Origin of the sequence: Pseudomonas sp. Z5-35 (assembly GCF_051131945.1) — a bacterium.
GTDB classification, from domain to species: Bacteria; Pseudomonadota; Gammaproteobacteria; order Pseudomonadales; family Pseudomonadaceae; genus Aquipseudomonas; species Aquipseudomonas marvdashtae.
In genome coordinates this window covers 383,968-405,914 of record NZ_CP071640.1, presented here as the reverse complement: position 1 = coordinate 405,914, position 21,947 = coordinate 383,968, and the positions used below count along the sequence as shown (strand labels likewise).

24 protein-coding genes are annotated in these 21,947 nt (G+C 61.7%); 15 read left to right on the top strand and 9 right to left on the bottom strand.

The features are described 5' to 3' along the window. Window positions 1–8 precede the first annotated feature (8 nt). The 8 genes from proC (at window position 9) to J3P95_RS01940 (ending at window position 6,026) form a co-directional block, all read left to right on the top strand. Window positions 9–827: a pyrroline-5-carboxylate reductase gene (gene proC, locus J3P95_RS01975; protein ID WP_434578939.1), complete on the top strand. Its 819-nt coding sequence runs from the start codon at window positions 9–11 to the stop codon at window positions 825–827. A 10-nt stretch (window positions 828–837) separates the two neighbouring features. Then, entirely contained in the window at window positions 838–1,428 is a 591-nt protein-coding gene (locus J3P95_RS01970) for a YggT family protein (protein WP_434560280.1), read from the top strand. Window positions 1,429–1,668: 240 nt separating this feature from the next. After that, a complete protein-coding gene (metX, locus tag J3P95_RS01965; RefSeq protein ID WP_063323960.1) occupies window positions 1,669–2,808 on the top strand; it encodes a homoserine O-succinyltransferase MetX in 1,140 nt (379 codons plus the stop codon). A 7-nt stretch (window positions 2,809–2,815) separates the two neighbouring features. Then, on the top strand, window positions 2,816–3,436 hold the full coding sequence (gene metW / locus J3P95_RS01960) for a methionine biosynthesis protein MetW (RefSeq protein ID WP_434578942.1): 621 nt from the start codon (window positions 2,816–2,818) through the stop codon (window positions 3,434–3,436). Between the two features lie 25 nt (window positions 3,437–3,461). Further along, window positions 3,462–3,896, top strand: a complete 435-nt coding sequence (locus J3P95_RS01955) for a DUF4426 domain-containing protein (protein ID WP_434578943.1) — start codon at window positions 3,462–3,464, stop codon at window positions 3,894–3,896. Continuing rightward, window positions 3,893–4,489 (top strand): RdgB/HAM1 family non-canonical purine NTP pyrophosphatase, encoded by a 597-nt coding sequence (gene rdgB, locus J3P95_RS01950; protein WP_434578945.1) that lies wholly within the window; start codon window positions 3,893–3,895, stop codon window positions 4,487–4,489. The genes J3P95_RS01955 and rdgB overlap by 4 nt, the downstream gene beginning before the upstream one ends. Beyond that, a complete protein-coding gene (gene hemW, locus J3P95_RS01945; protein ID WP_434560272.1) occupies window positions 4,486–5,685 on the top strand; it encodes a radical SAM family heme chaperone HemW in 1,200 nt (399 codons plus the stop codon). Before rdgB ends, hemW begins: the two co-directional genes overlap by 4 nt. Window positions 5,686–5,702: 17 nt before the next feature. Then, complete coding sequence (locus J3P95_RS01940; protein WP_014340681.1) at window positions 5,703–6,026, top strand: DUF3392 domain-containing protein; 324 nt, start codon at window positions 5,703–5,705, stop codon at window positions 6,024–6,026. Window positions 6,027–6,082: 56 nt separating this feature from the next. On the opposite strand, the gene trmB is transcribed toward J3P95_RS01940, so the two are convergent. The 4 genes from trmB to J3P95_RS01920 all read right to left on the bottom strand — a co-directional run bounded on the left by trmB (window position 6,083) and on the right by J3P95_RS01920 (window position 8,339). Continuing rightward, window positions 6,083–6,808 (bottom strand): tRNA (guanosine(46)-N7)-methyltransferase TrmB, encoded by a 726-nt coding sequence (gene trmB, locus J3P95_RS01935; RefSeq protein ID WP_434560270.1) that lies wholly within the window; start codon window positions 6,806–6,808, stop codon window positions 6,083–6,085. Window positions 6,809–6,817: 9 nt separating this feature from the next. Beyond that, on the bottom strand, window positions 6,818–7,612 hold the full coding sequence (locus tag J3P95_RS01930; RefSeq protein WP_434560268.1) for a thiazole synthase: 795 nt from the start codon (window positions 7,610–7,612) through the stop codon (window positions 6,818–6,820). Between the two features lie 54 nt (window positions 7,613–7,666). Continuing rightward, entirely contained in the window at window positions 7,667–7,867 is a 201-nt protein-coding gene (gene thiS, locus J3P95_RS01925; protein WP_434560266.1) for a sulfur carrier protein ThiS, read from the bottom strand. A gap of 91 nt (window positions 7,868–7,958) precedes the next feature. Beyond that, the gene (locus J3P95_RS01920) at window positions 7,959–8,339 is read right to left on the bottom strand and encodes a DUF423 domain-containing protein (RefSeq protein ID WP_434560264.1); all 381 of its coding nucleotides are present in this window, start codon (window positions 8,337–8,339) and stop codon (window positions 7,959–7,961) included. 73 nt (window positions 8,340–8,412) lie between these two features. Here J3P95_RS01920 and mtgA point away from each other — a divergent pair, with 73 nt between their 5' ends. After that, window positions 8,413–9,135 carry a monofunctional biosynthetic peptidoglycan transglycosylase gene (gene mtgA / locus J3P95_RS01915; protein WP_434560262.1) on the top strand — a complete coding sequence of 241 codons (723 nt, stop codon included), beginning with the start codon at window positions 8,413–8,415 and terminating at the stop codon, window positions 9,133–9,135. A 91-nt stretch (window positions 9,136–9,226) separates the two neighbouring features. On the opposite strand, the gene rpoH is transcribed toward mtgA, so the two are convergent. The 4 genes from rpoH to ftsY all read right to left on the bottom strand — a co-directional run bounded on the left by rpoH (window position 9,227) and on the right by ftsY (window position 13,293). Further along, window positions 9,227–10,081, bottom strand: a complete 855-nt coding sequence (gene rpoH, locus J3P95_RS01910; protein WP_092395442.1) for an RNA polymerase sigma factor RpoH — start codon at window positions 10,079–10,081, stop codon at window positions 9,227–9,229. 112 nt (window positions 10,082–10,193) lie between these two features. Continuing rightward, window positions 10,194–11,216 (bottom strand): permease-like cell division protein FtsX, encoded by a 1,023-nt coding sequence (gene ftsX / locus J3P95_RS01905; RefSeq protein WP_434578949.1) that lies wholly within the window; start codon window positions 11,214–11,216, stop codon window positions 10,194–10,196. Beyond that, complete coding sequence (gene ftsE / locus J3P95_RS01900; RefSeq protein WP_024778908.1) at window positions 11,213–11,884, bottom strand: cell division ATP-binding protein FtsE; 672 nt, start codon at window positions 11,882–11,884, stop codon at window positions 11,213–11,215. The genes ftsX and ftsE overlap by 4 nt, the downstream gene beginning before the upstream one ends. After that, the gene (gene ftsY / locus J3P95_RS01895; protein ID WP_434578951.1) at window positions 11,881–13,293 is read right to left on the bottom strand and encodes a signal recognition particle-docking protein FtsY; all 1,413 of its coding nucleotides are present in this window, start codon (window positions 13,291–13,293) and stop codon (window positions 11,881–11,883) included. The genes ftsE and ftsY overlap by 4 nt, the downstream gene beginning before the upstream one ends. Before the next feature lie 343 nt (window positions 13,294–13,636). On the opposite strand from ftsY, the gene J3P95_RS01890 reads away from it, so the two are divergent. The 6 genes from J3P95_RS01890 to J3P95_RS01865 all read left to right on the top strand — a co-directional run bounded on the left by J3P95_RS01890 (window position 13,637) and on the right by J3P95_RS01865 (window position 21,110). Further along, on the top strand, window positions 13,637–14,992 hold the full coding sequence (locus J3P95_RS01890) for a M16 family metallopeptidase (RefSeq protein WP_434578953.1): 1,356 nt from the start codon (window positions 13,637–13,639) through the stop codon (window positions 14,990–14,992). After that, window positions 14,985–16,478 carry a M16 family metallopeptidase gene (locus tag J3P95_RS01885; protein WP_434578954.1) on the top strand — a complete coding sequence of 498 codons (1,494 nt, stop codon included), beginning with the start codon at window positions 14,985–14,987 and terminating at the stop codon, window positions 16,476–16,478. The genes J3P95_RS01890 and J3P95_RS01885 overlap by 8 nt, the downstream gene beginning before the upstream one ends. Continuing rightward, window positions 16,478–17,095, top strand: a complete 618-nt coding sequence (rsmD, locus tag J3P95_RS01880) for a 16S rRNA (guanine(966)-N(2))-methyltransferase RsmD (protein ID WP_434560252.1) — start codon at window positions 16,478–16,480, stop codon at window positions 17,093–17,095. Before J3P95_RS01885 ends, rsmD begins: the two co-directional genes overlap by 1 nt. A gap of 107 nt (window positions 17,096–17,202) precedes the next feature. Further along, the gene (locus J3P95_RS01875; protein WP_434578955.1) at window positions 17,203–18,540 is read left to right on the top strand and encodes a M16 family metallopeptidase; all 1,338 of its coding nucleotides are present in this window, start codon (window positions 17,203–17,205) and stop codon (window positions 18,538–18,540) included. Further along, window positions 18,533–19,999: a M16 family metallopeptidase gene (locus tag J3P95_RS01870; RefSeq protein ID WP_434578957.1), complete on the top strand. Its 1,467-nt coding sequence runs from the start codon at window positions 18,533–18,535 to the stop codon at window positions 19,997–19,999. Before J3P95_RS01875 ends, J3P95_RS01870 begins: the two co-directional genes overlap by 8 nt. A gap of 79 nt (window positions 20,000–20,078) precedes the next feature. Next, the gene (locus J3P95_RS01865) at window positions 20,079–21,110 is read left to right on the top strand and encodes a hydrolase (RefSeq protein WP_434560246.1); all 1,032 of its coding nucleotides are present in this window, start codon (window positions 20,079–20,081) and stop codon (window positions 21,108–21,110) included. On the opposite strand, the gene J3P95_RS01860 is transcribed toward J3P95_RS01865, so the two are convergent. Beyond that, window positions 21,073–21,927 (bottom strand): sulfurtransferase, encoded by an 855-nt coding sequence (locus J3P95_RS01860; protein ID WP_434578959.1) that lies wholly within the window; start codon window positions 21,925–21,927, stop codon window positions 21,073–21,075. The genes J3P95_RS01865 and J3P95_RS01860 overlap by 38 nt on opposite strands. Window positions 21,928–21,947 lie beyond the last annotated feature (20 nt).

Below are 21,947 nucleotides of genomic sequence, written 5' to 3'. Positions count from 1 at the left end.
GACCCGTCATGAGCAACACGCGTATTGCCTTTATCGGCGCCGGCAACATGGCCGCCAGCCTGATCGGCGGCCTTCGGGCCAAGGGCTTGGATGCTTCACGGATTCGCGCCAGCGATCCGGGTGAAGAGACCCGTCACCGGGTGAGCGCCGAGCATGGCATCGAAACCTTCGCCGACAACGCCCAGGCCATCGATGGGATGGACGTCATCGTGCTGGCGGTCAAGCCGCAAGCGATGAAAGTCGTGTGCGAGGCGCTTCGTCCGAACCTCAAGCCCCATCAACTGGTGGTGTCGATTGCCGCGGGTATTACTTGCGCGAGCATGAATAACTGGCTCGGCGCCCAGCCGATCGTGCGCTGCATGCCCAACACTCCCGCGCTGCTGCGCCAGGGCGTCAGCGGCCTGTTCGCAACCGAACAGGTGACCGCCGAGCAACGCCAGCAGGCGCAAGAGTTACTGTCGGCTGTCGGCTTGGCGCTGTGGCTGGACACCGAGCAGCAACTGGACGCGGTCACCGCCGTCTCCGGCTCGGGCCCGGCGTATTTCTTCCTGCTGATCGAAGCCATGACCGCCGCAGGCGAAAAGCTCGGCCTGCCTCGCGAAGTCGCCGCCCAGCTGACTGTGCAGACCGCTCTGGGCGCCGCCCACATGGCGGTGTCCAGCGACGTCGACGCGGCCGAGCTGCGTCGCCGCGTGACTTCACCGGCCGGCACCACCGAAGCCGCCATCAAATCATTCCAGGCCGGGGGCTTCGAAGCCCTGGTGGAAAAAGCACTCGGCGCCGCCGCGCACCGCTCGGCCGAAATGGCCGAACAACTGGGCCAATAAGGAGCCATTCATGATTGGATTGAACACTGCAGCGGTCTACGTGCTGCAAACCCTTGGTAGCTTGTACCTGCTGATCGTGCTGATGCGCTTCGTGTTGCAACTGGTGCGCGCCAACTTCTACAACCCGCTGTGCCAGTTCATCGTCAAGGCGACCCAGCCACTGCTCAAGCCGCTGCGCCGGATCATCCCGAGCCTGTTCGGCCTGGACATGTCGTCGCTGGTATTGGCGATCCTCATTCAACTGGCGTTGATGGCCCTGACCCTGCTGCTGACCTATGGCACCATCGGCAACCCGCTGCAACTGCTGATCTGGTCGCTCATTGGCGTGACCGCGCTGTTCCTGAAGATATTCTTCTTCGCCCTGATCATCAGCGTGATCCTGTCGTGGGTCGCGCCGGGCAGCCACAACCCGGGCGCCGAGCTGGTGAACCAGATCTGCGAACCGGCCCTGGCACCGTTCCGCCGCATCGTGCCGAACCTCGGCGGCCTGGATATCTCGCCGATCCTGGCGTTCATGGTGCTCAAGCTGATCGACATGCTGGTGATCAACAACTTGGCGGCGATGACCCTGATGCCGGAAATCCTGCGTCTGCTGATCTAAAGCACACCGCAGTTTCCTGTGGCGAGGGAGCTTGCTCCCGCTGGGCTGCGAGCAGCCCCAAACCAGGCGCCATCGTCTTCCAGACAGCCCCGGGCAGCAGTTTTCAGGGCCGCTTCGCGCCCCAGCGGGAGCAAGCTCCCTCGCCACGGGTAAAGCGGTGGCCAATCAGCGCCGCCCTTTGCTTGCCGCTTGCCACAGCGGTCTTTAGACTTACGCCTCATTTCAACGAGAGCAGGGTCGATGCCAGCTGCCTTTCCCCCCGATTCCGTTGGTCTGGTGACGCCGCAAATGGCGCATTTCAGCGAGCCCCTGGCCCTGGCCTGCGGTCGTTCGCTGCCAGCCTATGACCTGATCTACGAAACCTACGGCACCCTCAATGCCACGGCGAGCAACGCCGTGCTGATTTGCCACGCCCTGTCCGGGCACCACCACGCCGCCGGTTACCACAGCGTCGACGACCGCAAGCCCGGTTGGTGGGACAGTTGCATCGGCCCCGGCAAGCCCATCGACACCAGCAAGTTCTTTGTGGTCAGCCTGAACAACCTCGGCGGCTGCAACGGCTCTACCGGCCCCAGCAGCCTCAATCCGGACACCGGCAAGCCGTTCGGCGCCGATTTCCCGGTACTGACCGTGGAAGACTGGGTGCACAGCCAGGCGCGCCTGGCCGACCGCCTAGGCATTGGCCAGTGGGCAGCGGTGATCGGCGGCAGCCTCGGCGGCATGCAAGCGCTGCAATGGACCATCACCTACCCGGACCGCGTGCGCCACTGCCTGGCAATCGCGTCGGCGCCCAAGCTCTCGGCGCAGAACATCGCCTTCAATGAAGTAGCGCGCCAGGCAATCCTCACCGATCCGGAGTTCCACGGCGGGTCGTTCCAGGAACACGGGGTGATTCCCAAGCGCGGGCTGATGCTGGCGCGGATGGTCGGGCACATCACCTACCTGTCCGACGACTCCATGGGCGAAAAATTCGGCCGTGGCCTCAAGAGCGAAAAGCTCAACTACGACTTCCACAGCGTCGAGTTCCAAGTCGAGAGCTACCTGCGTTATCAAGGTGAAGAGTTCTCCGGGCGTTTCGACGCCAACACCTACCTGTTGATGACCAAGGCGCTGGACTACTTCGATCCGGCGGCGAACTTCGACGATAACCTGGCGAAAACCTTCGCCAACGCTACCGCCAAGTTCTGCGTGATGTCGTTCACCACCGACTGGCGCTTCTCTCCGGCCCGCTCTCGGGAACTGGTGGACGCGCTGATGGCCGCGCGCAAGGACGTCTGCTACCTGGAAATCGACGCACCCCAGGGCCACGACGCCTTTTTGATCCCGATCCCGCGCTATTTGCAGGCGTTCGGCAACTACATGAACCGTATTACGCTGTGAGGACGCCATGAGAGCCGATCTGGACATCATCCAGGAATGGATCCCCGCCGGCAGCCGCGTGCTCGACCTGGGCTGCGGCAATGGCGAACTGCTGACCTGGCTGCGGGACAACAAGCAGGTGACCGGCTACGGCCTGGAAAACGACCCGGACAACATCGCCGAATGCGTGGCCAAAGGCATCAACGTCATCGAACAGGACCTGGACAAGGGCCTGGGCAATTTCGCCAGCAACAGCTTCGACATCGTGGTCATGACCCAGGCCCTGCAAGCCGTGCATTACCCCGACAAGATCCTCGACGAAATGCTCCGTGTCGGCCGCCAATGCATCATCACCTTCCCCAACTTCGGGCATTGGCGCTGCCGCTGGTACCTGGCGAGCAAAGGGCGCATGCCGGTCTCGGAATTCCTGCCCTATACCTGGTACAACACCCCGAACATCCACTTCTGCACCTTCGAGGATTTCGAAGCTCTGTGCCGTGAGCGCGAAGCCCGGGTCATCAATCGCCTGGCGGTTGACCAGCAGCACCGGCACGGGTGGGCAAGCAAGCTATGGCCTAATCTGCTAGGTGAAATCGGCATCTATCGGGTCAGCAGCCCAGGCCTGGCCGACCACCAGGTCGCAATCTGAACACCGGCCTTTTCAGGAGCACGACATGAAACGCCTAGCACTGTTTTTGATCACCGCCTGCCTGAGCGCGGGCGCCATGGCTGCCGACGTCATCAAGGCCGAGCGCAAGGAAGTGTTCGGTGACGTTACCGTGCACTACAACACCTTCAACTCCACCTTCCTGACCCCCGACATCGCCAAGGCCGCCGAACTGATCCGCAGCAAGAACCAGGGCGTGATCAATGTCTCGGTACTCAAGGGCGGCAAGCCGCTGATCGCCCAAGTCAGCGGCACGGTGAAGGACCTGACCAGCAAGACAGTCACCCTCACCTTCCGTCAGGTCACTGAACCAGGCGCGATCTATTACATCGCCCAGTACCCGGTGGACCAGCAGGAAACCCGCACCTTTGAGATCAAGGTGCAGACCGGCGACAAGATCAACACGATCAACTTCAACCAGGAACTGTTCCCGGGGCAATGATGAACCTCACCCAACTCGTGCTCGCCAGCCACAACGCCGGCAAACTCAAGGAACTCCAGGCCATGCTCGGCGGCTCGGTGCAACTGCGCTCGATCGGCGAATTCAGCCAGGTGGAGCCGGAAGAGACCGGCCTGTCGTTTGTCGAGAACGCCATCCTCAAGGCCCGCAATGCCGCGCGTATCTCGGGTTTGCCGGCGCTGGCCGACGATTCCGGGCTGGCCGTGGATTTCCTTGGCGGCGCGCCGGGCATTTACTCGGCCCGTTACGCTGATGGCAAAGGCGATGCAGCGAACAACGCCAAGCTCCTCGATGCTCTCGAGGACGTGCCCGAAGCCGAGCGCGGGGCGCAGTTCGTATGCGTCCTGGCATTGGTGCGGCATGCCGACGATCCGCTGCCGATCCTCTGCGAAGGATTGTGGCACGGGCGCATCCTCACCGAAGCCAGCGGAGAACACGGTTTCGGCTACGACCCGCTGTTCTGGGTGCCGGAACGCGATTGCTCCAGCGCTGAGTTGGGACCCGTGGAAAAAAATCAACTGAGCCACCGCGCCCGCGCCATGGCCCTGCTGCGCCAACGCCTGGGCTTGCAATGATCAATGATGCTCCGCCACCGCTGATCCACGGCGGTGCACAAACGCCACGGGGTTCGCTGCCAGTGCTGCCGCCCCTGGCGTTGTACATCCACATCCCGTGGTGTGTACGCAAATGTCCTTATTGCGATTTCAATTCCCACACCGCCAGCCCGCAGCTACCGGAAGAGGAATACGTCGACGCATTGCTCGCCGATCTCGACCAGGACCTGCATGCTGTGTATGGCCGGGAACTGAGCTCGATCTTTTTCGGTGGCGGCACCCCAAGCCTGTTCAGCGCTCAGGCTTTGGGGCGATTGCTCCGGGGCGTCGAGGCGCGCGTCCCTTTTGCGCCGGACATTGAAATCACCCTGGAAGCCAACCCCGGAACCTTCGAGCAAGAGAAGTTCGTCGCGTACCGGGCGCTGGGCATCAATCGGCTGTCCATCGGCATCCAGAGTTTCCAGCAGGCCAAGCTCGAAGCCTTGGGCCGGATCCACAATGGCGACGAAGCGGTACGCGCCGCCGGCATGGCCCGCCAGGCCGGGTTCGATAACTTCAACCTGGACCTGATGCACGGCCTGCCGGATCAGTCCCTGGACGATGCCCTGAGCGACTTGCGCCAGGCCATCGCCTTGAAGCCGACCCATTTGTCCTGGTACCAGCTGACGCTGGAGCCGAACACGGTGTTCTGGAACCAGCCGCCGACCTTGCCGGAAGACGACACTTTGTGGGATATCCAGGAAGCCGGGCAAGCGCTGCTCGCCGAACACGGCTACGCCCAGTACGAAGTCTCGGCGTATGCCCAGCCTGGGCGCGCGGCACGGCACAATCTCAACTATTGGAGTTTCGGCGATTTCATCGGCATCGGCGCCGGCGCCCACGGCAAGCTCAGTCATCCGGACGGGCGCATCGTGCGAACCTGGAAGACCCGCTTGCCCAAGGACTATCTCAACCCGGCCAAACGCTTCCTCGCCGGTGAAAAACAGCTCGCCAACGAAGAGCTGCCCTTCGAATTCCTGATGAACGCGCTGCGCCTCACCGATGGCGTGGACGCGCAGCTTTATCCACAACGCACCGGGCTGTCCCTGGACAGCTTGGCCGAAGGCCGCCGCGAGGCCGAACAAAGTGGCCTGTTGCAGGTCGAACCGTCACGTCTGGCGGCGACCGAGCGCGGACAACTGTTTCTCAATGACTTGTTGCAAAAATTTCTGAGCTGATCAAACAAGGAAAACGAATGGATCTGGTACTCGACCTGCTCGCCACCGTGTCCCGCTGGAGCCGCAGCAATCTGTCGGAAATCTCCCTGGCACTGGTTGGCTGCCTGCTGGTGCTGTTTGGTGCTGACATCAAGGGCTGGGTCGAGCAACGCTTGGGCAGCATCGCCGGCGCCTTGCGCGTCCCGCTGATCGCCCTGCTGTGCATGATCGGCAGCGGCGCCGCACTGATCTACGCCACGCCGTGGATCGTCCGAGGCTTGAGCCAGTTCAACAACTACAGCCTGGCGCCGGTATTGCTGGTGGTGCTGGTGCTGATTGGCGTGGTGGCGGACCGTCGATAGACCGTGAAACGAAAGGTGGGAGCACACCGGCTCCCACATGGTTTAACGCGCGATGCTTACGCCAGCTTCTCGAACTTCAAATCCCAAACCCCATGCCCGAGCCGTTCGCCACGGCGTTCGAACTTGGTGATCGGCCGTTCGGCCGGGCGCGGTACGCACTTGCCGTCTTCGGCCAGGTTGCGGTAGCCCGGCGCGACATTCATGACTTCCAGCATGTACTCGGCATAAGGTTCCCAGTCGGTGGCCATGTGCAGCACACCGCCGACCTTCAACTTGCTGCGCACCAACTCAGCGAACGACGCCTGGACGATACGGCGCTTGTGGTGACGACTCTTGTGCCATGGATCCGGGAAGAACAGCATCAGCCGGTCGAGGCTGTTATCGGCAACGCAACGGTTTAGCACTTCGATGGCATCGCAGTCGTAGACCCTCAGGTTGGTCAGGCCTTGGCTCAGCACGCCGTTGAGCAGCGCACCAACGCCCGGACGGTGGACTTCCACACCGATGAAATCCTGTTCCGGTGAAGCAGCGGCCATTTCCAGCAGCGAGTGGCCCATGCCGAAGCCGATCTCCAACGAGCGCGGCGCCGAGCGGCCGAACACCTGGTCGAAATCCACCGGTGCATCGGCCAGCGGCAGGACATAAAGCGGTGCGCCCTGCTCCAGGCCGCGTTGCTGGCCTTCGGTCATGCGCCCGGCGCGCATCACGAAACTCTTGATGCGGCGGTGTTGGCGCTCTTCGCCTTCTTCCGGCAGGACAGGCGTGTCGTTCGATTCAGTCATCAATGGCTCTTACTTGATCAGACCATCCAGCGGTGAGGACGCGCTGGCGTAAAGTTTTTTCGGCATGCGGCCGGCCAGATAAGCCAGGCGCCCGGCGACAATCGCGTGCTTCATCGCTTCGGCCATCAGGATCGGTTGCTGGGCGTGGGCAATGGCAGAGTTCATCAACACCGCTTCGCAACCCAGTTCCATGGCGATGGTGGCGTCGGACGCGGTACCGACACCGGCATCCACCAGCACCGGGATCTTGGCTTCTTCGAGGATGATCTGCAGGTTGTACGGGTTGCAGATTCCCAGGCCGGTGCCGATCAGGCCGGCCAGCGGCATGACCGCAATGCAGCCGATTTCCGCCAACTGACGGGCGATGATCGGGTCATCGCTGGTGTAGACCATCACGTCGAAACCTTCCTTGACCAGGCTTTCTGCGGCCTTGAGGGTTTCGATCACGTTGGGGAACAGGGTCTTCTGGTCCGCCAGCACTTCCAGCTTCACCAGGTTGTGGCCGTCGAGCAGCTCACGGGCCAGGCGGCAGGTGCGCACGGCCTCGATGGCGTCGAAGCAACCGGCGGTGTTCGGCAGAATGGTGTAGCGATCCGGCGGCAGGATATCCAGCAGGTTCGGTTCGCCCGGATTCTGGCCGATATTGGTCCGGCGCACAGCGACGGTCACGATCTCGGCGCCCGAGGCTTCGATGGCCAGGCGGGTTTCTTCCATGTCGCGGTATTTGCCGGTGCCTACCAGCAAACGCGACTGGTAGGTACGACCGGCCAGGACGAAAGGCTTGTCGCTACGAACGATGCTCATGGGAAATCCTCTGTTGGGGTGAGGTTCTTGCGAAATACTGCGAAGCTGGGGCGACTAGCCGCCGCCAATGGCGTGGACCACTTCGACGTTGTCGCCATCGTGCAACGTGGTGTCAGTGTGCTGGCTGCGCGGGACGATATCCAGGTTGAGCTCCACCGCGACACGGCGTCCGGTGAGTTCCAGACGGGTCAGCAGGGCCGCGACGGTTTCGCCGTCGGGCAGTTCAAGGGGTTCGCCGTTCAACTGAATGCGCATGCCGGATGCCGCCATCATTTTTAGGGGCTGGCATTCTAGCCCGATCAGTCTGGGTGACCCAAGCCCCTTGGTCAGCTACGAGCCGCAAGCTTTAAGCGGCAAGTTGTAGGCGCCAAGCCGCAATGCCCAGGCAAAGCCAGCCAATCAGGAAGGCCACACCGCCCAAGGGCGTGATCATGCCCAGTTTGGTGACACCTGTAAGGGTCAACAGGTACAGGCTGCCGGAGAACAGAATGATGCCGATCACAAAGGAAATCCCGGCCCAGGTGACGATGCGCCCAGGAATGTGCGTGGCCAGCAACGCAACGCCCAGCAGCGCCAAGGTGTGCACCAACTGATAAGTGACGCCGGTGTGGAAAATGGCCAGGTAATCGGCACTCAGGCGGTTTTTCAGGCCATGGGCGGCGAATGCCCCCAGCGCCACGCCCGTGAAGCCGAAAAACGCCGCCAGCATCAAAAAGCTACGCAACATGGGAACTCCAATCAGACTCGGTGGACAGGGTCTGTATAATGGCCCGCTCGACGGGTTCGGCCAAGCCATCTCTATGCTGCGTACATTGTTTCGACGATTCGTTAAAGCCCTGCTCTGGTTCGCCGTCGGCAGCGTTGTGCTGGTGCTGCTGTTTCGCGTGGTGCCGCCGCCGTTCACCGCGCTGATGATCGAGCGCAAGGTTGAATCCTGGTTCGGCGGCGAGCCGATCGACTTGCAGCGTGACTGGCAGCCATGGGACCAGATTTCCGACAGTCTCAAAGTGGCGGTGATTGCCGGTGAGGACCAGAAATTCCCTGAGCACTGGGGCTTCGACATCAGCGCGATCCAGGCCGCATTTGCCCATAACGGGCGCGGCGGTTCGATCCGTGGCGCGAGCACCCTCAGCCAGCAAGTGTCCAAGAACCTGTTCCTGTGGTCGGGACGCAGCTGGCTGCGAAAAGGCCTGGAAGCCTGGTTCACCACGCTGATCGAGGTGTTATGGCCCAAGCAGCGGATCCTTGAGGTGTACCTCAACAGCGTCGAGTGGGACGACGGGGTGTTTGGAGCGGAAGCGGCCGCGCGGCATCACTTCCGTGTAAGCGCCGATGCCTTGTCCCGGCAACAGGCCAGCCTGCTGGCGGCAGTGCTACCCAACCCGCGGGTATGGAACGCCAGCCGACCGAGCCCCTATGTACTGCGGCGCGCGAGCTGGATCCGCCAGCAGATGAGTCAGTTGGGAGGCGACAGCTATTTGCTGGGGCTCGATCATGCGCGGCGGGCACCTTGGGCTCAATAGCCTGATCGTTTCCACGTTCCGCGTCCCAACACAAATAAAAAACGCCCCGATCATCACTGATCGGGGCGTTTTTTATTGCCGCTGTCGCAGGTCAAGCTGCGATGGATGTCTTGAGCTTGTTCATCGCGCTTTTCTCGAGCTGACGAATCCGCTCGGCCGACACGTTGTACTTCTGCGCCAGGTCGTGCAGCGTGGCTTTCTCCTCGGCCAGCCAACGCTGGTAGAGAATGTCGCGGCTGCGTTCGTCCAGCACCTCCAACGCTTCGTGCAGGTTGGTGTTGGAGTTGTCACTCCAGTCGGCATCTTCCAGCTGACGGGCCGGGTCGTACCGGTGGTCTTCCAGGTAGTTGGCCGGCGATTGGAAAGCGCTGTCGTCGTCCGCTTCGGCGGCCGGGTCGAAAGCCATGTCATGGCCGGTCAGGCGACTTTCCATCTCGCGAACTTCCCGAGGCTCCACGCCAAGGCTTTCCGCGACGCGATGGACTTCTTCATTGTTCAGCCAGGCCAGACGCTTTTTCTGGCTGCGCAAGTTGAAGAACAGCTTGCGCTGGGCCTTGGTGGTCGCGACTTTCACGATGCGCCAGTTGCGCAGGATGAACTCGTGGATTTCCGCCTTGATCCAGTGCACCGCAAAGGACACCAGGCGTACGCCCATTTCCGGGTTGAAACGCTTGACCGCCTTCATCAGGCCAACGTTGCCTTCCTGGATCAGGTCGGCCTGGGCCAGCCCGTAGCCGGAATAGCTGCGGGCAATATGTACGACAAAACGCAGGTGGGCGAGCACCATCTGCCGAGCCGCCTCAAGATCCTGCTCATAATAGAGACTCTCGGCCAGTTCACGCTCCTGCTCGGGCGTCAGCAATGGAATGCTGTTCACCGTGTGCACATAGGCCTCGAGGTTCGCACCCGGGACCAGGGCATAAGCAGGTTGCAAAGAAGTGGTCATACGAAAAAACCTCCGACTCACATAACTCGTGCAGTTCAGCACTGCGAAAATTGACCGGGAACCGTAGGACAAGTTCCCACAAAGACTGAAAGGTCAATACGCGCAAAAAATACTATTTTGGAGCAAGCTCACGCAGGTGGCGTGCTACCGCAATCCATGCACCGATATAACCCAACAGCACCGCGCCAAGCAAGAGCGACACGCCGTCGGCGACTGGCACACCGGCCAGTGAAAAATCACTGCCGTACAAACCGGCCAATCCCACTACCGCATCGTTCAGCCAATCCAGGCCGAACGCCAATACGCCCCAGGACAGGATCCCGGCACCGAAGCCATACAGCGCCCCCATGTAGAGGAAGGGTCTGCGAACATAACTGTCCGTACCGCCGACGAGTTTAATCACTTCTATCTCTGTGCGGCGGTTTTCAATATGAAGACGAATGGTATTGCCTATCACCAAAAGTAATGCAGACACCAGAAGCACCGTCAGGCCGAAGACAAACCGGTCGCCGAGCTTGAGTATCGCCGCCAGACGCTCGACCCAGACTAGATCAAGTTGCGCCTGTTGTACCTTCGGCAACTCGGAAAGTCTTTGTCTTAATGCTTCAAGAGTGGGCTTGTCGACCTCGTTCGGCGTCACCAGCACCACACCCGGCAGAGGGTTTTCCGGCAGTTCCTTGAGGGCTTCGCCCAGGCCGGACTGCTGCTGGAACTCTTCAAGCGCCTGCTCGCGCCCCACATATTCGGCATCGGCGACGCCCGGCATGGCCTTGATCTGCTCGCGCAGCGCCTGGCCTTCGCCCGGTGTCGCGTCCAGTTGCAAATAAAGGGAAATCTGCGCCGCACGCTGCCAGGAACCACCCAGGCGCTCAACGTTGCTCAGCAGAAGTGACAGGCCCATCGGCAAGCTCAATGCCACCGCCATGACCATGCACGTAAAGAAGCTGCCGATGGGCTGCTTGCCCAGGCGCCGCAAGCTGTCGAGCAGGCTGGCGCGATGGCTTTCTATCCATGCGCGCAACAGCGTGGCGAAATCCGGACCGTCGTCATCGTCGCGCTTTTTCTTCTGCGGCTGCGGATCGGTGCCCTTGGGGGCCACGCGTTCGGCCACTTTCGGGCTGCGAGTCGCACTCATACGCCGGCCTCCCCATCACCGATCAATCGACCGCGCTGCAAAGTGAGCATGCGGTGACGCATACGTGCGATCAATGCCAGGTCGTGACTGGCGATCAGCACACTGGTGCCCAAGCGGTTGATGTCTTCGAATACGCCCATGATTTCCGCCGCCAATCGCGGGTCGAGGTTACCGGTGGGTTCATCCGCCAACAGCAAGGCCGGGCGGTGGACAATGGCGCGAGCGATGCCGACGCGTTGTTGCTGGCCGGTGGACAGATCGCCCGGGTACAGGTCGGTCTTGTCCGACAGGGCCACGCGCTCCAGGGCTGAATCCACGCGTTTGTTGATCTCGGCCTTGGACAGGCCAAGGATCTGCAACGGCAACGCCACGTTGTTGAACACCGTGCGATCGAACAGCAACTGGTGATTCTGGAACACCACGCCGATCTGGCGCCGCAGGTAGGGAATCTGCGCATTGCTGATGGTGCTCAGGTCCTGCCCGGCCAGCAGCAGTTTGCCGGTGGTGGGCCGCTCCATCGCCAGCAGCAGGCGCAGCAAGGTACTTTTACCGGCGCCGGAATGGCCGGTGACAAACAGAAACTCGCCCCGACGGACCCGAAAGCTCAGCTCATGCAAGCCGACGTGACCGTTCGGATAGCGCTTACCGACCTGTTCGAAACGAATCATGAATGCTCCCGCTCGGCAAACAGCGCCTGGACAAAGGGCTCGGCTTCGAAGGTGCGCAAGTCATCGATGCCCTCGCCCACGCCAATGTATCGAATAGGCAGGCCAAACTGCTTGGCCAGGGCAAAAATCACCCCGCCCTTGGCGGTGCCGTCGAGCTTGGTGAGGGCCAGCCCGGTCAGTTCGACGGTCTGGTTGAACTGCTTGGCCTGGTTGATGGCGTTCTGGCCAGTACCGGCGTCCAGCACCAGCAGGACTTCGTGAGGCGCGTCGGCGTCAAGCTTGCCGATCACCCGGCGGACCTTCTTCAGTTCTTCCATCAAATTGTCTTTGGTGTGCAAGCGACCGGCCGTGTCGGCGATCAGCACGTCGATGCCGCGAGCCTTGGCCGCCTGCACGGCGTCGAAGATCACCGAAGCGGAATCCGCGCCAGTGTGCTGGGCGATCACCGGGATCTTGTTGCGCTCGCCCCACACTTGCAGCTGTTCGACCGCCGCGGCGCGGAAGGTGTCGCCCGCGGCGAGCATGACTTTCTTGCCATCGAGCTGCAGCTTCTTCGCCAACTTGCCAATGGTGGTGGTCTTGCCGGCGCCGTTGACGCCGACGACCAGAATCACGAACGGTTTGTTCTGGGAGGCAATCACCAGTGGTTTTTCCACCGGCTTGAGCAGACTGGTGAGTTCGCCTTGCAGGGATTTGTACAGCGCGTCAGCGTCAGTCAGCTGTTTACGCGCAACCTTCTGGGTCAGGCTCTGGATGATCACCGAAGTGGCCTCGACGCCAACATCGGCGGTCAGCAGGCGGGTTTCGATGTCTTCCAGCAATTCGTCATCGATGACTTTCTTGCCCAGGAACAGACTGGCCATGCCTTCGCCAATGCTGGCGCTGGTCTTGGACAGGCCCTGCTTGAGACGGGCGAAGAAGCCGACCTTGCTTTCTTCGGCGGTGCGCGGGGACTCGTCCGGTGCGGGGACCTCGGCTGGGACAGGCTCTGGCTCAGGAATCGGTTGGACAGCGGCAGGCGCGATGTCGACAGCCGGCGCCTCGGCAACCAGCGTCTCGACCGGTTGCGTCGGGGCCGGAATCGGTGGAGTGACCTGCGCGGCCTTGGGATCCTCGACCAGCGCGACGGGCTCCTCCGCTACCGGCAAGACCGGCCAGAGTGTCTGTCCGGCGGGCGGGGTCAACGGTTGCTCGGCCACCGGTTCGGATTCAGGCTGGGTCGGTTGCAGCACCGGCTCGGCGATCGGCAGGACAATGGGCGCAGCCTCTTCGACCACCGACTCGTCGGCGGGCTCAGGTTGCGGCTGTTCGACAACGGCTTCCTGCGGTTTCTTGCGCAGCCATCCGAACAGGCTTTTTTTCTCGCCAGCCTCAGCTGGGGTCTTCTTGTCGTCGTTGGAACCAAACATGGAGGACGGCTATCTCACGGTAGCGACGCGCCTGGAGGGCGCCTCGGTGATAAATATTCGATGCTGAACAGACTGCGTTTCATCCAGCTTGTTCACGCGCAACAGATTGTCGAAATGTCGCCAGGACACTTCAGCCTCGATTTTTCGAAGGACTGGCAAGACATCATCGGCGAAAACGCGGGCATCCACGAACAAACCCAACGCTTTTGCACGGAACTCAAACAACCCTGGGCCGATAAAAGACCCGATAGGCGTGGCCGCCAGTAAAACGGACCGTTATCCTAGCACCTCCTCGCCTGCTGAGGCTAAGACCCGGCAGGCAGCCCAACAGGTTTAAACACGAATGAATGCTCTTGCCCGCTGCGCCGCAGGCCTGCTGCTCTGCACGGTTTGTCTGCCCTTTTCAGCCTTGGCTGCCGATCCACAACCCACCCACGAATTTACCCTCGACAACGGCCTCAAGGTCGTGGTGCGTGAAGACCATCGCGCGCCGGTGGTCGTTTCCCAGGTCTGGTACAAGGTCGGATCCAGCTACGAAACGCCGGGCCAGACCGGTTTGTCCCATGCGCTGGAACACATGATGTTCAAGGGCAGCGACAAGATCGGCCCCGGCGAGGCATCGCTGATCCTGCGTGACCTCGGCGCGGAGGAAAACGCCTTCACCAGCGACGACTTCACGGCTTATTACCAAGTGCTGGCCCGGGATCGCCTGGCCGTGGCCTTCGAACTAGAAGCCGACCGCATGGCGAGCCTGCGCCTGCCACCGGAGGAGTTCAGCCGCGAGATCGAAGTGATCAAGGAAGAGCGCCGCATGCGCACCGACGACAAGCCCATGTCCAAGGCCTATGAGCGCTTCAAGGCCATGGCTTATCCGGCCAGCGGCTACCACACGCCCACCATCGGCTGGATGGCCGACCTGGAGCGGATGAAGGTCGAGGAACTGCGCCACTGGTACGAATCCTGGTACGTCCCGAACAACGCCACCCTGGTGGTTGTCGGCGACGTGACGCCGGACGAGGTCAAGACCCTGGCCCAGCGCTACTTCGGCCCGATTGCCCGGCGCGCCGTGCCGTCGGCGAAAATCCCGCTGGAGCTGGCCGAGCCTGGCGAGCGCAAGATCACCCTGCATGTGCAGACCCAACTGCCGAGCGTCATGCTCGCCTTCAATGTGCCAAGCATCGCCACCGCCACGGACAAGGCTTCGGTCAACGCGTTGCGGCTGATCTCGGCCCTGTTGGACGGCGGCTACAGCGGACGGATTCCGGCACAGCTGGAGCGTGGCGAAGAGTTGATCTCCGGCGGCTCGTCGAATTACGACGCCTTCACCCGTGGCGATACGCTGTTCACCTTGTCGGCAACGCCCAACACCCAAAAGAACAAGACCCTGGCCCAGGCCGAAGCCGGTTTGTGGCGCTTGCTCGAACAATTGAAAACCACCGCCCCGACTGCCGCGGAACTGGAGCGCGTGCGCGCCCAGGTCATCGCCGGCCTGGTGTACGAGCGCGATTCAATCACCAGCCAGGCCACTGCCATCGGCCAGCTGGAAACAGTCGGTTTGTCCTGGAAGCTGATGGACACCGAACTCGCCGAACTGCAAAGCGTGACCCCGCAGGATATCCAGAAGGCAGCCCAGCTGTATTTCACCCGCTCGCGCCTGAGCGTCGCGCACGTCCTGCCCGAGGAGAAAGCTCATGAGTGAGCGCATTTTATCGCGCCGGGGGCCACTGATTGCCCTGGCATTCATCGCGGTGGCTGGAGCGCTGGCGTTCTATTTGCTGCCGGCCACTGACGTCACCGCCAGCCAGGCCTTGGACAACGCCAAGTCCGGTAAAAAGCTGCAATCACTGGCCGAGCTGGACGGCAAGGCACCCAGCCGTCGCCAGCTCAACGTACAAACCTGGAAAACCGCTGACGGCGCCAAGGTGCTGTTTGTCGAGGCCCGCGAGTTGCCGATGTTCGACCTGCGCCTGACCTTCGCCGCCGGCAGCAGCCAGGACGGCAACGCTCCCGGGCTGGCGCAGTTGACCAACGCCATGCTCAACGAAGGTGTGGCTGGCAAGGACGTCAGCGCCATCGCCGAAGGGTTCGAAAGCCTTGGCGCGGATTTTGGCAACGGTGCCTTTCGGGACATGGCCGTGGCCTCGCTGCGCAGCCTCAGCGCGGCGGACAAGCGTGAGCCGGCGTTGAAACTGTTTGCCGAAGTGGTCGGCAAGCCGACTTTCCCCGCCGATTCCTTCGCGCGTATCAAGAACCAGATGCTCGCCGGCTTCGAGTACCAGAAGCAGAACCCTGGCAAACTGGCGGGCCTGGAATTGATGAAGCGCTTGTATGGCGGTCATCCTTACGCCCATTCCAGCGACGGCACCGCGCAAAGCGTTCCGCCGATCACCCTGGCCCAGGCCCAGGCTTTCCACGCCAAGGCCTACGCGGCTGGCAATGCCGTGATCGCGCTGGTGGGGGACCTGTCCCGTGCCGAGGCCGAAGCCATTGCCAACCAGGTGTCCGGCGCGCTGCCCAAGGGCCCCGCCCTGGCGAAAACACCGCCACCGGTGGAGCCGAAAGCGAGCGTCCACCACATCGAGTTCCCATCCAAGCAGACCAACCTGATGCTGGCGCAACTGGGCATCGATCGGGACGATCCAGACTATGCAGCCGTGTCCCTGGGCAACCAGATCCTCGGTGGCGGTGGTTTCGGTACGCGGTTGATGACCGAAGTCCGTGAAAAACGCGGCCTGACCTATGGCATCTATTCCGGCTTCACCGCCATGCAGGCCCGCGGCCCGTTCATGATCAATCTGCAAACCCGTGCGCAGATGAGCGAAGGCACGCTCAAGCTGGTGCAGGATGTATTCGCCGATTACCTCAAGAACGGCCCGACCCAAAAGGAACTCGACGATGCCAAGCGCGAGCTGGCCGGGAGCTTTCCGTTATCCACCGCCAGTAACGCCGACATCGTTGGCCAGCTCGGCGCCATGGGTTTCTACGATTTGCCGCTGAGCTACCTGGAAGATTTCATGCGCCAGTCACAGGAGCTGACGGTCGAGCAAGTCAAGGCAGCACTGAACAAACATTTGAGCACGGACAAGATGGTCATCGTCACCGCTGGCCCGACCGTGCCGCAAGAGCCGTTGCCGGCCCCCACTGACAAACCTGCCGAGCAGCCGCTCGGGGTCCCGGAGCACTAATGGCCCGTCCATCCAATTCCAGCAAGAAACCCGTGCACAACGGTGTGAACCAACTGCGCATCATCGGCGGCGAATGGCGCAGCCGACGCTTGAGCTTCCCGGATGCCCCAGGCTTGCGCCCGACCCCGGACCGGGTTCGCGAAACCCTGTTCAACTGGCTCGCACCTTACGTGGCGGGGGCCAAGGTGCTCGACCCTTTCGCCGGCAGCGGTGCGCTGTTTCTCGAGGCGTTGTCCCGGGGCGCCGCCATGGGCCAGGCGCTGGACGCCAGCAGCCTGGCGGTGTCCAGCCTGAAGGAACACCTGGGCACCCTGCGCTGCACCGTCGGCCAAGTACAGACGGCCGATGCGTTGCGCTACCTGGACAGCCAACCGGCGACGCCTTTCGACCTCGTCTTTCTCGATCCACCGTTCAACCAGAATCTGCTGCCCGCCGTCTGTGCATTGCTTGAAGACCGACAATGGCTGGCGGACGATGCATGGGTCTACACCGAAAGCGAAACAGCGCCTTCAACACTCGGTATGCCGAGCAACTGGCGCCTGCATCGCGAGCAGAAATCCGGCCGGGTCTTCTACGCGCTCTGGCAACGCACCGCAGGAGCAGTCGCACCCGCGTGAACCGAAGAACGCTTGGAAGGTGCGGTACTTAGTTACCGCACGCCGCCATCCTAGAAACGCCACAGTGAGTGACACAATTTTGTGAACCACTGAGGACGATTTTACCCATGGACGTTTTTCGCAGCCGGATGCTGCTTTTCTTCTGGTTGGCACCGCTAGTGGCGGTCGCCGATTCTCCCCCCACCCACGAGTTCACCCTGGACAATGGCCTGAAAGTGGTCGTGCGCGAAGATCATCGTGCTCCACTGGTCAGCTCGCAACTCTGGTTCAAAGTTGGTTCGGCCGATGAAGCGCCGGGGCGTTCAGGACTGTCTCACGCGCTAGAACATATGGTTTACAAAGGTAGCCACAAGAGTTGTGCGGGCGAGGCCATGAAGACCCTGGATACCCTGGGCGCCGAATATAACGCCTTTACCGGAGAAGATTTCACCGTACATCATCAAACCCTTGAGCCTCGTCACTTGGGTGTCGCGTTCGAACTGATGGCCGACCTCATGTCGACCGCTCACCTGCGCGCCGACGACTGGTTGCCGGAAATTGCCGTGATCCAGGAAGAACGGCGCGAGAACCAGGACCACCCCGGAGAGCTGGCCCTGGAACGCTTTCTTAGCCTGGCCCATCTTTCAAGTGGCTACCGCACGCCCACCATCGGCTGGATGCACGACCTGCAGCGACTCGACATTGCTGATTTGCGCGACTGGTATCAAACCCGCTATGCGCCCGGCAATGCCGTGTTGGTCGTGGTTGGCGATGTCACGCTTGAGCAGGTCAAGCTGCTGGCACAAACTTACTTTGGGGCGGTAGCCGCCCGTCCTTTCACCGTGTCGCGGGCACCGCTGGAGCTGGACCGACCCGGCGAACGCAGGCTCATCCTTGGCGTACCCCACGCCACTAAGCAATTTCTCATGGCATTCAATGTCCCGGTGCTGGTGACTGCCGAGTCTCCTCGGACCGTGTACGCCTTGCGCTTGCTTCAAACGCTACTGGCAGGCTCAAGCAGCGCCCGACTGCAATCGCAGCTTCAATTCAAGACTCCGCTGTTCTCCGCCCTATCCTCCCGATACGACTGGCTGGGACGTGGCGACGGTCTTCTATTGATCGACGGCCGTATCTCCAATGCCTACACCGGCTCGTTCAATGAGGCCGAGGCGCGCGTGTGGCAAGAACTTGACAAGCTACGAACCGATCCCCCCGCGCCTGATGAACTGGAACGTGCCCGCACGCAACTGATCGCACAAAACATTTACGACCAGGACTCAATAGAGGGCCAGGGCCATTTCCTTGGCTCCTTGGTGAGCAACGGGCTGCCCTGGCGATTGATGAACGACGAAATTGCCGAGCTGAAAAAAGTAACCCCGGATGACATCCGACAAGCCGCCGCGACCTATCTGACCCGTGATCGCCTGACCATAGCGCACATCCAAGGGGAGCAAACCCATGAATAAATCAGCTCACGTTGGCTGTCTTGCGATGCTGGGCATCGCACTGTTGGGTTGCTGCGCGCAAGCCTTGGCCGATACCGTTTCGAATGGCTCCACTGTGCGCCTGCAATCGCTGCTTGAGCCCGACATCGTCGCACCAAAGCCGCGTCCCCTGGCCGTCAAGGGCTGGAAGACAACGGCAGGCAGCAAGGTCTTGTTCATCCGTACGACGGCATCGCCGATGTTCGATGTCCATGTCAGCTTCGAGGCGGGAAGCGCCCGGAGCCCTGTCCCTGGCCTCGCCGGCGTAACCTACAGCATGCTCAACGAAGGCGTGCCAGGCATGGCAAGCTATCAAGCGATCATCGACACCTTTCAGAGCCTGGGGGCAAGGCTCGGCATGGGTATAGATCCGCAACGCAGCGCATTTTCCTTGCGCAGCTTGAGCGAAATGGAAAAGCGCACCCCTGCCCTGCGGTTGTTTTCGCAAATATTGGGCAACCCATCGCTCAGTGACGAAGCATTGGCAAGGGTGAAAAACGAGGCGAAAGACATACTTCTGCGTGACCGACAGAACCCGACGGACATTGCGCTACAACACCTCAAGGAACAACTGGCCCCCGAGCCCCCCTACACCCAACCGATGTTCGGCACGAACGAGGCGCTGGACGCTCTGACACGCCAAGCGGTACAGGACTTCCATCGGCACGCCTACTCGGCTGTGACGGCGCAGATTACCTTGGTCGGCGACCTCACGCTCGAACAGGCCCAACTGATCAGCCAACAGATCAGCAGCGCCTTGCCCGGCACCAGCCAGGCCGCTAGCCCCAACGCCCCCTCATCGGTTGGCACGCCAACGAACAGCCATCTGGAACGGGCGCAGCAACAAACCCAACTTCTGCTCGCGCAGCCCAGCGTGCCGCGCAAGCATGCCGACTATCTTGCGCTGGATGCGGCGAACGTGATTTTCAAGAACCGGTTAATGACGGAGCTGAGGGAAAAGCGCGGCCTGGTGTATGGCACCGAGATCCTGCACTGGGACTGGGCCGATGGCGCCCTGGCGATCATCTCACTTCGGACCAGTCCACACTTCAACCAAGGCACTCAGGCGTTGGTGCGTTCAATGTTCACCGACTATCTGCGCGACGGACCAACGCAACAGGAAGTTGACCAACTGAAAGGCCGGAAGCGCAGTTCGATTGCTCATGACAGCGCCAACAATGCACAAATTCTCGATCAATTGGTCAGAATAAATCGAGATGACCTGCCGCTGGACCTGGACTACACCGTCCAACAGATACAGAAACTGACCCCCAGGCAAATAAAGGACACACTGAACCGCCATTTCGAAGCCGACGCCTGGCACATTGTGACGGTGGGTCCCACCGTCGAGCAGCAACCCTTGCCAGCGCCAGTGCCACCGTCGACCGATCCCCTTCCACAGGACAGATGTCGCGCCGCGCAAGCCTTTATGGCAATTTAGAGCTGCTGCGCCAGGCGCACCTCCACGCCTGGCGCCTATGCTTGAAATGACGAGATCCGACGTGCCTGTAGACTCCTCTATGTCCAGCCAAAGATTTACACCGGCCTTCGGCCTGGCTAATCCACACCTGCAGACGCTATGGGGGCCGCTTTGGCGCAAGACTGTCCACATCGCACGCGAGCGCGAACGGCTCTGGCTTGAAGACGGTGACTTCCTCGACCTCGACTGGCACGGCCCTCACAGCGCCGATGCGCCATTGGTCCTGGTGCTTCATGGGCTGACCGGCTCCTCGAACTCGCCTTATGTGGCGGGGTTGCAGCAAGCACTCGGCAACCGGGGCTGGGCCAGCGTCGCGTTGAATTGGCGTGGGTGCTCGGGGGAGCCGAACCTGTTGCCCCGCAGCTATCACTCGGGCGCCAGCGAAGACCTTGCCGCCACCCTCGCGCACCTGCGTGCCCGGCGGCCATTGGCGCCATTGTTTGCGGTGGGTTATTCGCTCGGCGGTAATGTATTGCTCAAGCATTTGGGAGAAACCGGCAGCGCCAGCCAATTGCAGGGAGCGGTGGCGGTTTCGGTGCCATTCCGCCTGGATCAGTGCGCTGACCGCATCGGACAGGGGTTTTCCAAGTTCTATCAAGCGCACTTCATGCGCGAGATGGTGGCCTACCTGCGCAACAAACAGCGTCAGTTCCAGCATGACGGGCGCCATGAAGGGCTTGCGGCCCTGGCCGCGCTTGGGTCGCTGGACAACATGCGCACCTTCTGGGATTTCGATGGCCGGGTGACCGCGCCGCTGCACGGCTACTCGGATGCGGCTGATTATTATCGCCGAGCTTCCAGCCGCTACTTCCTGGCCGGGATAACAACGCCGACCCTGCTTATCCAGGCCGCAGACGATCCTTTCGTATTTCCCCACAGCTTGCCCGAGCCCGATGAGCTGTCCGGCTCGACCCGGCTCGAACTGCATGCCCAAGGTGGACATGTCGGCTTCGTCGACGGAACGCTGCGGCGTCCGGGCTATTACCTCGAACGACGCATACCCGAATGGCTGGCCGGCTTGGCCTCGCATGGCATTACTCGCCCTTCGCCACCCCGCGCTGCGGATCATTGATCCACTCGCTCCAGGACCCCGCATACAACTTGCCCAACGGATACCCAGCCAGGCACAGGGCAAACAGATTGTGGCAGGCCGTCACGCCGGAGCCGCAATAGGCCACCAGTTCGGTCGGCGAGCGATCGCCCAGCGTTGTAGCGAAGCGCTGCTTGAGCTGATCGACCGGAAGAAATCGTCCATCCGCGCCGAGGTTGTCGGTGAAGGCCGCGCATTGCGCACCTGGAATGTGCCCGGCGACCGGATCGATCGGCTCGACTTCGCCCTTGAAACGGGGCAGTGCCCGGGCGTCCAGCAGCGTCATCTGCGGTCGGCCAAGGCGTTGTTGCAGGGCCTCGACATCAAGCAGCAAATCGGCGTCCGATGATCCATTGAAAGTACCCGGCTGGACGGCAGGCGGGTCGAGACTCAAGGGCAAGCCGGCCGCATGCCAGGCCTTGAGCCCGCCGTCGAGAATGTAGACGCCGTCGCGCTTGCCCAACCATGCCAGCAACCACCAGGCCCGGGCGGCATAGGCACCGGGGCCGTCGTCATACAGCACGACATCGCTGTCATTGTTGACGCCCCAGGCCTGGAGACGCGCGATCAAGGCTTGCGGTTCGGGCAACGGATGGCGCCCGGTCACACCCTTGATCACCGGCCCGCTCAGATCCCGCTCAAGGTCCGCGAACGACGCTCCGGCAATATGGCCTTCAGCGTAGCTGCGTTGGCCGTAGTCCGGATCCTCCAAGGCAAAACGACAATCAAGAATCACCAGCCCGGGATCTGTTCGCCTCTGTTCAAGGCCTTGGGGACTGATGAGTTGAGCGATGGGCATGGTGAGCTCCTGTAACGGGT